At 71.1% G+C, this 9844-nt stretch carries 9 protein-coding genes; 3 read left to right on the forward strand and 6 right to left on the reverse strand.

Going from position 1 to position 9844, the window contains the following annotated elements; all coding sequences use genetic code 11:
- Window positions 1-691: 691 nt before the first annotated feature.
- The 4 genes from AB0M26_RS30590 to AB0M26_RS30605 all read right to left on the reverse strand — a co-directional run bounded on the left by AB0M26_RS30590 (window position 692) and on the right by AB0M26_RS30605 (window position 3177).
- On the reverse strand, window positions 692-1522 hold the full coding sequence (locus AB0M26_RS30590) for an MBL fold metallo-hydrolase (protein WP_365266099.1): 831 nt from the start codon (window positions 1520-1522) through the stop codon (window positions 692-694).
- Window positions 1519-2490 carry an NUDIX hydrolase gene (locus AB0M26_RS30595; RefSeq protein WP_365266101.1) on the reverse strand — a complete coding sequence of 324 codons (972 nt, stop codon included), beginning with the start codon at window positions 2488-2490 and terminating at the stop codon, window positions 1519-1521. The genes AB0M26_RS30590 and AB0M26_RS30595 overlap by 4 nt, the downstream gene beginning before the upstream one ends.
- 70 nt (window positions 2491-2560) lie before the next feature.
- On the reverse strand, window positions 2561-3025 hold the full coding sequence (locus tag AB0M26_RS30600; protein ID WP_365266103.1) for a RidA family protein: 465 nt from the start codon (window positions 3023-3025) through the stop codon (window positions 2561-2563).
- On the reverse strand, window positions 3022-3177 hold the full coding sequence (locus tag AB0M26_RS30605) for a DUF4177 domain-containing protein (protein WP_345038500.1): 156 nt from the start codon (window positions 3175-3177) through the stop codon (window positions 3022-3024). The genes AB0M26_RS30600 and AB0M26_RS30605 overlap by 4 nt, the downstream gene beginning before the upstream one ends.
- A 72-nt stretch (window positions 3178-3249) precedes the next feature.
- On the opposite strand from AB0M26_RS30605, the gene AB0M26_RS30610 reads away from it, so the two are divergent.
- Both AB0M26_RS30610 and AB0M26_RS30615 read left to right on the forward strand, forming a co-directional pair.
- Window positions 3250-4242 (forward strand): ArsA-related P-loop ATPase, encoded by a 993-nt coding sequence (locus AB0M26_RS30610; RefSeq protein WP_365266106.1) that lies wholly within the window; start codon window positions 3250-3252, stop codon window positions 4240-4242.
- Window positions 4239-5510: an ArsA family ATPase gene (locus AB0M26_RS30615; protein ID WP_365266108.1), complete on the forward strand. Its 1272-nt coding sequence runs from the start codon at window positions 4239-4241 to the stop codon at window positions 5508-5510. Before AB0M26_RS30610 ends, AB0M26_RS30615 begins: the two co-directional genes overlap by 4 nt.
- Window positions 5511-5832: 322 nt before the next feature.
- Here AB0M26_RS30615 and AB0M26_RS30620 read toward each other — a convergent pair whose 3' ends face one another.
- Entirely contained in the window at window positions 5833-6177 is a 345-nt protein-coding gene (locus AB0M26_RS30620; RefSeq protein WP_365266110.1) for a WhiB family transcriptional regulator, read from the reverse strand.
- 382 nt (window positions 6178-6559) lie between these two features.
- On the opposite strand from AB0M26_RS30620, the gene AB0M26_RS30625 reads away from it, so the two are divergent.
- Complete coding sequence (locus AB0M26_RS30625; protein ID WP_365266112.1) at window positions 6560-8812, forward strand: transglycosylase domain-containing protein; 2253 nt, start codon at window positions 6560-6562, stop codon at window positions 8810-8812.
- 406 nt (window positions 8813-9218) lie between these two features.
- On the opposite strand, the gene AB0M26_RS30630 is transcribed toward AB0M26_RS30625, so the two are convergent.
- Window positions 9219-9683, reverse strand: a complete 465-nt coding sequence (locus tag AB0M26_RS30630) for a GatB/YqeY domain-containing protein (protein ID WP_365266114.1) — start codon at window positions 9681-9683, stop codon at window positions 9219-9221.
- Window positions 9684-9844 lie beyond the last annotated feature (161 nt).

Raw genomic sequence — 9844 nt, forward strand, 5'->3', positions numbered from 1 at the left:
GCTCCCCGGCCGGGCGTGCGGCGGGGCCGTGGGGCCCCGGGGGGGGGGGGCCCCCTTCGCACGGTACGAGGCCGGCCGAGTCGAGGTGTGTCGGTGTGGAGGTCGGGCCACCGGGCACGGGCCGTCACGCCGTACGAGCCGTCACGCCGTACCAACCCTCACCTCGTACGGGCCGTCACGCCGCACGAACCCTCACGCCCGACGAACCCTCACGCCGTACGAGCTTCCGTACGCGCCGCCCGTCCCGCACGGCCGCGCCGCGGTGTCCCAGGCACACCGGGCGCTCCCGCGAGCGACAGGCGGCCGAGGTATGCCGACAAGATCCTCAAGACCGCGGGCGAGATCAAGCTCGTCCAGGTGCGGGACGGCGCCGTCGGGCGGGGCCACGGCCGTTCGCGCCGCGGGCTTCCTCCGGGTCGCGGCACGGACACGCGCGGGCCCACGGGGGAAGGCCGAGGGGCCGTGCCGCGACAAGGGGGAACCTACTGGCCCGCGCGAGAGCGCAACAAGGGCTTGCTCAGGCTTGCGCTCGATCAATTCCCCTACGCCGTCCCCACGTTGAGCCCTACGCCGCAACCGCTCACCACGACCCGTCACCGCGGGCCCCACTCAGCGCTGACGGCGCCTCGGAACAGCCCGTGTCAGGCCGGCGCGTACCGTGCCGGATCAGCCAGTGCCGCGTCAGCGCGCGTCAGATCAGTCCGTGCTCGCGCAGATAGTCGAGCTGCGCCCGGACGGACAGCTCCGCCGCGGGCCACAGCGACCGGTCCACGTCCGCGTACACATGGGCCACGATGTCCGGTGCCGTGCGGTGGCCGGCCTCGACGGCGGTCTCCACCTGGGCCAGGCGGTTCGCCCGGTGCGCGAGGTAGTACTCGATCGCGCCACGGGCGTCGTTCAGCACCGGGCCGTGGCCCGGCAGGACGGTGTGCACGCCGTCGTCGACCGTGAGCGAACGCAGCCGCCGCAGGGTGTCGAGGTACTCGCCGAGCCTTCCGTCCGGGTGCGCGACGACCGTCGTGCCGCGCCCGAGGACGGTGTCGCCCGTCAGGACCGCGGCGTCGGCCGGGATGTGGAAGGACAGCGAGTCGGAGGTGTGGCCGGGGGTCGGGACGACCCGGATCTCCGTCCCGCCGTCCGTGATCACATCGCCCGCCTCCAGGCCCTCGTCGCCGAGTCGCATGGCCGGATCCAGCGCGCGTACGGGCGTCCGGGTCAGTTCGGCGAAGCGGGCGGCGCCCTCCGCGTGGTCCGGATGGCCGTGGGTCAGAAGCGTGAGCGCGACGCGTTTGCCCGCCTTCTCCGCCTCGGTCATCACCGCGGTCAGATGCCCCTCGTCGAGCGGGCCCGGGTCGATGACGACCGCGAGGTCCGAGTCCGGCTCGGCGACGATCCAGGTGTTGGTGCCGTCAAGCGTCATGGCGGACGGGTTCGGCGCCAGGACGCACACGGCCCGCGCGGTGGCCGCACCACCGATCGCGCCGCCGCGCGGCTGACCCGGCAGTGATCCCGCGAAGGTCATGCACCGGCTCCCGTGGTGCGACCGGACCCCCTCGGTGCGGAGGCCCCGGGCTCCGAGACCTCGGACTCCGAGACCCCGGGCTCCGAGACGGGGAAGCGCATCGTGAACTCGGCGTGGCCGGGCCAGCTCAGCACGATCTCCCCGTCACGCAGCTCCGCCTGTGCCAGGACGGGCGTCAGATCGCGCCCCTCCCCGGCCGCCAGCGCCTCGGCCGCCGACCCGTACGGCCGGAGCTCGCGGAGCATGGCGATCGTCGGGGGCATCATCAGCAGTTCGCCCCGGTCGTAGCCTGCGGACGCCTCCTCCGGGCGGATCCACACGGTGCGGTCCGCCTCGGTCGACGCGTTCCTGGTGCGCTGCCCCCGCGGCAGTCCCGCGACGAAGAACCAGGTGTCGTAGCGGCGGGCCTCGAACTCCGGGGTGATCCAGCGCGCCCAGCAGTGCAACAGATCGCTGCGCAGCACCAGACTCCGCCGGTCCAGGAACTCCGCGAAGGACAGCTCACGGGCGACGAGCGCAGCCCGGTCCGCCTCCCAGTGGTCACCGGTGGTGTCCTCGACCACCGTCTCCGGGGACGGCCCGGCGAGCAGCACGCCCGCCTCCTCGAAGGTCTCGCGGACGGCCCCGCAGACGACGGCCTGGGCCGACGCCTCGTCATCGAGACCGAGTCGGGCGGCCCAGTCCGCCAGCGAGGGTCCAGCCCACGCGACGGGGCGCTCGTCGCGCGGATCCACGGAGCCGCCCGGATACGCATACACGCCCCCGGCGAAGGCCATGGAGGTGCGTCGGCGCAGCATGTGGACGGACGGGCCCTGCTCACCGTCGCGGAGCAGAAGCACGGTGGCGGCCCGGCGCGGCGTCACGGGAGTCAGCTCGCCACCGGCGAGCGCGCGGATCCGCGACGGCCAGTCGTCGTTCCAGCCGCTGCTCTTCCGCTCGGCCGGCTCCGGCCCATTCTGGGTGGTCATGGGCCGGATGCTATGCGCTCCCGGGAAGATGTTCGAGGGGGCGGCGGAGGCGGGCGGCCGCCCCGTACCGTCAGTCCGCGATCTCGACCTGGATCTCGACCTCGACGGGTGCGTCGAGCGGCAGAACGGCCACGCCGACCGCGCTGCGCGCGTGCACGCCCTTGTCCCCGAGGACCTTGCCCAGCAGTTCGCTCGCGCCGTTGACGACGCCCGGCTGTGCGGTGAAACCCGGCGCGGAGGCGACGAAGCCGGTGACCTTCACGACCCGCGCGATCCGGTCCAGGTCGCCGACGACGGACTTGACCGCCGCCAGTGCGTTGAGTGCGCAGACGCCCGCCAGCTCGGCGGCCTTCTCCTGCGCGACCTCGGCGCCCACCTTCCCGGTGCCCTGGAGCGTGCCCTCCACCATCGGCAACTGGCCCGAGGTGTACACGTAACGGCCGGAGCGCACCGCCGGAACGTAGGAGGCGAGCGGCGGGACGACCTCGGGTAGTTTCAGCCCCAGTTCGGCGATCCTGCTCTCGACCGCGCTCATGCCTTCTCCCGCTTGAGGTAGGCCACGAGCTGCTCCGGGTTCGGACCCGGCACGACCTGGACGAGCTCCCAGCCGTCCTCGCCCCAGGTGTCGAGGATCTGCTTGGTGGCGTGCACGAGCAGCGGCACTGTCGAGTATTCCCACTTCGTCATGGGCCCGACTGTAATGCCTGTGCGGGGCGGCCTCGTGCGTAGGCCGGGCACCGACTGGTTAGGCTCCCGGACATGAGCAGGCTCCACGTCGTCAGCGGCAAGGGCGGTACCGGCAAGTCCACGGTCGCCGCGGCCCTCGCGCTCGCCCTCGCCGCCGAGGGCAGACGCACTCTGCTGGTCGAAGTCGAGGGCAGGCAGGGCATCGCGCAGCTCTTCGAGACCGAGGCGCTGCCCTACGAGGAGCGGAAGATCGCCGTGGCGCCGGGCGGTTCCGGCGAGGTGTACGCCCTCGCGATCGACGCCGAACGCGCCTTGCTGGACTACCTCCAGATGTTCTACAAGCTGGGCAGCGCCGGGCGGGCCCTGAAGAAGATCGGCGCGATCGACTTCGCCACCACCATCGCGCCCGGGCTGCGGGACGTCCTGCTGACCGGCAAGGCATGCGAGGCGGTGCGCCGCAAGGGCAAGGACGGGCGGCCCGTCTACGACTCCGTGGTCATGGACGCGCCGCCCACCGGCCGCATCACCCGATTCCTCAACGTCAACGACGAGGTGGCGGGGCTGGCCCGGATCGGCCCGATACACAATCAGGCCCAGGCGGTCATGCGGGTGCTGAAGTCGGCCGAGACCGCCGTCCACCTGGTCACGCTGCTGGAGGAGATGCCGGTCCAGGAGACGATGGACGGCGTCGCCGAACTCCGCGCGGCCGCACTGCCGGTCGGGGGGATCATCATCAACATGGTGCGTCCGCAGATCCTCGACGGAGAGGCCGTACGGGAGGCCGCGGGCGGCAGTCGTACGGCCGTGGCTCAGGCGCTGTCCCAGGCCGGGCTCGGCGGGGCGCGCCGCGGCGGGCACGCGGAGCGCCTGGTCGGTCCGCTGCTGGACCAGGCCAGGGAACACGCGGAGCGTCTGGCTCTCGAACGCGAACAGCGCACGGAACTCACGGGCCTTGGTCTGCCGACGTACGAGCTGGAGTTCCTCGGCGACGGCGCGGACCTCGCGGGGCTCTACCGGCTGGCGGCGGACCTGCGGAAGCAGGGCGTGGCGGAGGAAGGGGCATGAGCACCGTGAGCGCGCTGGAACCGGCCGCCCTGCTGGAGACCGACCCGCTGCTGGACGACCGGGAGACGCGCATCATCGTCTGCTGCGGTTCGGGCGGCGTGGGCAAGACGACGACGGCCGCGGCCCTGGGCGTACGGGCGGCCGAGCGCGGCCGCAAGGTCGTCGTGCTGACCATCGATCCGGCCCGGCGGCTGGCCCAGTCCATGGGGATCGCCTCGCTGGACAACGTGCCGCGCCGGGTCGAGGGCGTCGACGCATCCGCGGGCGGCGAATTGCACGCGATGATGCTCGACATGAAGCGGACCTTCGACGAGATCGTCGAGGCGCACGCCGATGCCGAAAGGGCCCGGGCCATTCTGGAGAACCCCTTCTACCAGTCGCTGTCGGCCGGCTTCGCGGGCACGCAGGAGTACATGGCCATGGAGAAGCTGGGCCAGCTCCGGTCGCGCGACGAGTGGGACCTGATCATCGTGGACACCCCGCCGAGCCGGTCGGCGCTGGACTTCCTGGACGCGCCGAAACGGCTCGGGTCCTTCCTGGACGGGCGGTTCATCAAGATGCTCATGGCCCCGGCGAAGATCGGGGGCCGGGCGGGGATGAAGTTCCTGAACGTCGGCATGTCGATGATGACCGGCACCCTCAACAAGCTGATGGGGGCGCAGCTCCTGCGCGATGTGCAGACCTTCGTGGCCGCGATGGACACCATGTTCGGCGGCTTCCGGACCCGCGCCGACGCCACGTACCGGCTGCTGCAGGCCCCGGGGACGGCGTTCCTGGTGGTGGCGGCCCCGGAGCGGGACGCGCTGCGCGAGGCGGCGTACTTCGTCGAGCGTCTGGCCGCCGAGGACATGCCGCTGGCGGGGCTCGTGCTCAACCGTGTGCACGGGAGCGGGGCGGGGCAGCTCAGTGCGGAGCGCGCTCTGGCCGCCGCGGAAAATCTTGACGACGGCCGCATTGTGGATCATATCCCTGGGCAAGCTGGCAATCGTACGCCCGACGACGGCTCCCCCAGGGCAGTGGGCGACGAGAACGACGACACCGACGAACCCGATGCGGCCGAGATCCTGGCCGCCGGGCTGTTGCGCCTGCACGCCGAACGCATGCAAGTGATCGCTCGGGAACAGCGCACCCGGGACCGGTTCACCGCGCTGCATCCGGAAGTGGCGGTGGCCGAAGTCGCCGCGCTGCCCGGGGATGTGCACGACCTCGACGGTCTGCGCGCCATCGGCTCGCGGCTCGCGGACGGGCGCGCCGTCGGCGCGGCCTGAACTCCCGGCGGGGCAGCGGCCGGTTGGCCGAGAACCGGCAGAAAAGGTGCCGAGACGAATGCCGAGACGAATGGTGCGGGGCGCCTGCTTCCGAGGCGCCTGCTGCCGGGGCGCCGCAAGGGAGTGGCGAAAGGATTCTGCCGGGCCGGCACGATCGGAACCGCGGTCGCGCCCGATGCCGACGACGCCGCGTGCGCGCCGGTGATGGCCCGGTGATATGGCTCTGCCCGGGCCGGCTGCCCGGGCATTGATGAGCCGTACGTGTCGTGACTTCCGGTGAGCCGGTGGGGGGTGGCTTGACCGGGACCGTGCCGCGGAGCTGCTAGCCCGCCGCCGCGTAGTCCGGGTCACCTACCTCCACGTCCACATCCACCGGCAGCATGCCCGTGGACCGCTCGTATTCCGTGCGCGCGGTCTCCAGAAGCCTGCGCCACGAAGTCACTGTTGGGCGGCGGCGCAACAACGCCCTCCGCTCCCGTTCCGTCATACCCCCCCACACGCCGAATTCGACCCGGTTGTCCAGGGCGTCGGCCAGACACTCGGTGCGCACCGGACATCCGGTGCAGACCGCTTTGGCCCTGTTCTGAGCCGCACCCTGAACGAACAGTTCGTCCGGATCAGTCGTGCGGCAGGCTGCCTTCGTACTCCAGTCGGTTACCCAGCTCATGCTGGCGCCGTCCTCTCCCGAATCGAGGCTCCCCCACGGCGGCAGCGGCATATTCACCGTTGCCAGTTGAGGACGTTACGGAAGGAGGGCATGCCGCAACACCCCCTGCGGGCCCAATCTTGAATGGCCCGAACGGACTATGCGTACGCGGCAGATCACCCAACGGAGTGAGGTAGGGGCAAACAGGACGTACCCGGCAGATGAGGGCGGTTGTCCGACGGTACGGCGGAACCCGAGCGACACATGACGCCTATCCGGACACAACTCCACTCCGGGGGAGGGAGAGAGGAGTGATACGGGCGCGCATCGCCGTCACCGTCAGAAACAGCTTAGGCCAATGGATGCATGTCTGTCCGGCGAATGAGAACGTAGGCTGCCCCCCATGGGTAAGAAGCGCTCGGTCATAAGCGCCGGCGGGGGAACGGGTGGCGGGCTGACCATGACACAACAGGCCGCCAAGTTCCTCGGCATCAGCGTGCTTGCCGGCGCCGTCATGGCGGGCATCGCCCTGCCCGCGGCCGGAGCGCTCGGCCTCGCGACCAAAGGTTCCGTCGAGGGCTTCGACGAGATCCCGGCCAACCTCAAGCGGCCGCCGCTCAGCCAGAAGACCTCCATCCTCGACACCGAGGGCGACCCGATCGCCTCCGTCTACTCCCGCGACCGCACCGTCGTCCCGCTCAAGGACGTCTCGCCGTACATGCGGAAGGCGATCATCGCGATCGAGGACGCGCGCTTCTACCAGCACGGCGCGGTCGACCTGAAGGGCATCCTCCGCGCGCTCAACAAGAACGCCCAGGACGGCGGCGTCTCCCAGGGGGCCTCCACCCTCACCCAGCAATACGTGAAGAACGTCTTCGTGGAGGAAGCGGGTGACGACCCCGACAAGGTCGCCCAGGCCACACAGCAGACCATCGGCCGCAAGATCAAAGAGTTGAAGTACGCGATCCAGGTGGAGGAGGAGCTCGGGAAGAAGACGATCCTCGAGAACTACCTCAACATCACCTTCTTCGGGCAGCAGGCGTACGGCGTCGAGGCCGCGGCCCAGCGCTACTTCAGCAAGTCGGCGAAGGATCTGAAGTTGGAGGAGGCGGCGCTGCTCGCCGGCATCGTCCAGTCACCGAGCCGCTACGACCCCGTCAACGACGAACAGGAGGCGACCCGGCGCCGCAACACCGTGCTCCAGCGCATGGCCGACCTGCACGACGTCACACAGGCCCAGGCCGACGCGGCGAAGGAGAAGCCGCTCGGCCTGGACATCAGCAAGCCGAAGAACGGCTGCATCACCGCCTCCAGCGGCTCCGGCTTCTTCTGCGACTTCGTCCGGGAGGTCTTCCTCCAGGACCCGGTCTTCGGCAAGACCAAGGAGGCCCGCGCCAAGCGCTGGAACCAGGGCGGCCTGACGATCCGTACGACGCTGGACCCGCAGGCCCAGGAGTCCGTGCAGGACTCGATCCGCGACCACGTCAACCAGGAGGACAAGGTCGCGACCGCCGTGACGCTCGTCGAGCCGGGCAGCGGCAAGATCCGGGGCATGGGGCAGTCGCGCCCGTACGGCTTCGGCGACAACGAGACGCAGATCAACCTCTCCGTCGACCACAAGATGGGCGGTTCGAACTACGGCTTCCAGGTCGGCTCGACCTTCAAGCCGTTCACCGCCGCGGCCGCCCTGGAGCAGGGGAGGCCGACGTCCCAGACGTATCCGTCGCCGAACAAAATGCCGTACCCGAGCCCGGTGCAGACCTGCGACGGCACCTGGACGAACAACTCGTCCGAGACCGTGCAGAACGAGACGCGCGAGGAAGTCGGCCCGTACAGCCTCAAGGAGGCGACCGCGAAGTCCATCAACACCTACTTCGTGGCGATGATCGGTGACATCGGGGTCTGCCCCGTCACCACGCTCGCCACGAACATGGGCGTGCAGATGGGCAACGGCGGCGCGCTCCCGCAGAGCCCCTCGGTCACCCTCGGAAGCGCGACCATCGCCCCGCTGACCATGGCCAACGCGTACGCGACGTTCGCCAACCGCGGCACGTACTGCACCCCTGTCGCCATCGACTCCGTCACGGACGCGAACGGCAAGGAGCTCGACGTCCCGAAGACCACGTGCAGGAAGGTCATGTCGGCGAAGACCGCGAAGACGATGAACGCCCTGCTGCGGGGCGTGGTCGAGGACGGCACGGGCCGGCAGGCCGGACTGAGCGGACGGGACAGCGCGGGCAAGACGGGTACGACGGACAACCGCGTGGCCGCGTGGTTCGTCGGCTACACGCCCAACATGGCCGGTGCGGTCTGGGTCGGCAGCCCCGGCACGAAGGTGCCGATGGAGAACATCACGATCGGCGGCCAGTACCACGCGAAGGTCTTCGGTGGTGGCGTTCCCGGGCCGATCTGGCGGGATGCGATGGCGGGCGCCCTGGCCGGCAAGCCGGCGCCGAACCTGCCGGTGGCCCCGATCTCGGACGGCAAGCGGGACCGGCCGGAGAGGCCGGACGACCCGGGCCGTGGCCACGGCAACGGTGGCACCCCGTGGCCGGACATCTCCATCCCGCCGGACCTGATCGGCGGCATCGACGGCGGCTTCACGGACGGCGGCCAGGGCGGCCCCGGCGGGAGGGGACGCAAGAAGCCGCACTGACGGCGGCCGGGCCCGCCGTCGAGCGGGCCGCCGGACTCAGGCAGCGGAGGAGGGGCGGCCCGGGGGTGTCCCGGGCCGCCCCTCGTGGCGTTCGGCCTCAGGCGGGCGCGCACGTGTGTGCGGCAGGGCCGTGCGGTCGCGTGGTACCGGGTGGTGGCATGCCGCGTTCGCCTGTCGCCATACGCGCCGCAGCCCGGCCGCTGCGTACGGCCGTGCGGCCCGGGCCGTACGACAGGGGCCCGGTGGGAAGGTGCTGCTGCGGCTACGGGGAGCCGACCCGAAACCCATGAACTGGGGCGGGGCACGCACGCCCCCCGGCGAGGGCCGGCGGGGATCGGGCGTCCTACGGGGCCTTGCCGGGCGCTGCGCCCCCGCCGGACCACGAGCCCGCCGGTCGGCCGGCTCATCAGCCAGCGAGCAGGCGCTTGACCTCGGCGGCGACCCGGCCGCCCTCCGCCCGCCCGGCGATCTTGGGGTTGACGATCTTCATGACCGCACCCATCGCCCTGGGGCCCTCAGCGCCGCCCGCCGCGGCCTCCTTCACGGCCTCCGCGACGATGGCGCTCAGCTCCTCGTCGGACAGCTGCTTCGGCAGATACTCGGCCAGCGCCTCTCCCTCTGCCCGCTCGCGCTCCGCCTGGTCCGTCCTGCCGCCCTCCGCGAAGGCCTGCGCCGCCTCCCGGCGCTTCTTCGCCTCGCGGGCGATCACCTTCTGCACCTCGTCGTCCGAGAGCTGCCGCGCCGACTTCCCTGCGACCTCCTCGGTCGCGATGGCGGAGAGCGTGAGCCGGAGGGTGGAGGAGCGCAGCTCGTCACGCGCCTTGATCGCGGTGGTGAGGTCGTCCTGGAGCCTGTCCTTGAGCGTGGTCATGCCGTTGATTTTCGCACCTGCGCGGCGCCCCACGCGCCCGAACGACGATCGCGGGGGAGCTGCCGCGGCTAGGGAGCGTATTTGGTCGTGATCAAGGGGCGGCTCGCGTGAGGTCCTTGATCCAGATCATCGAGGCGCGGAGGTGTAGGCCGGCAAGGTAG

Source organism: Streptomyces sp. NPDC051776 (assembly GCF_040681345.1).
Taxonomy (GTDB): Bacteria; Actinomycetota; Actinomycetes; order Streptomycetales; family Streptomycetaceae; genus Streptomyces.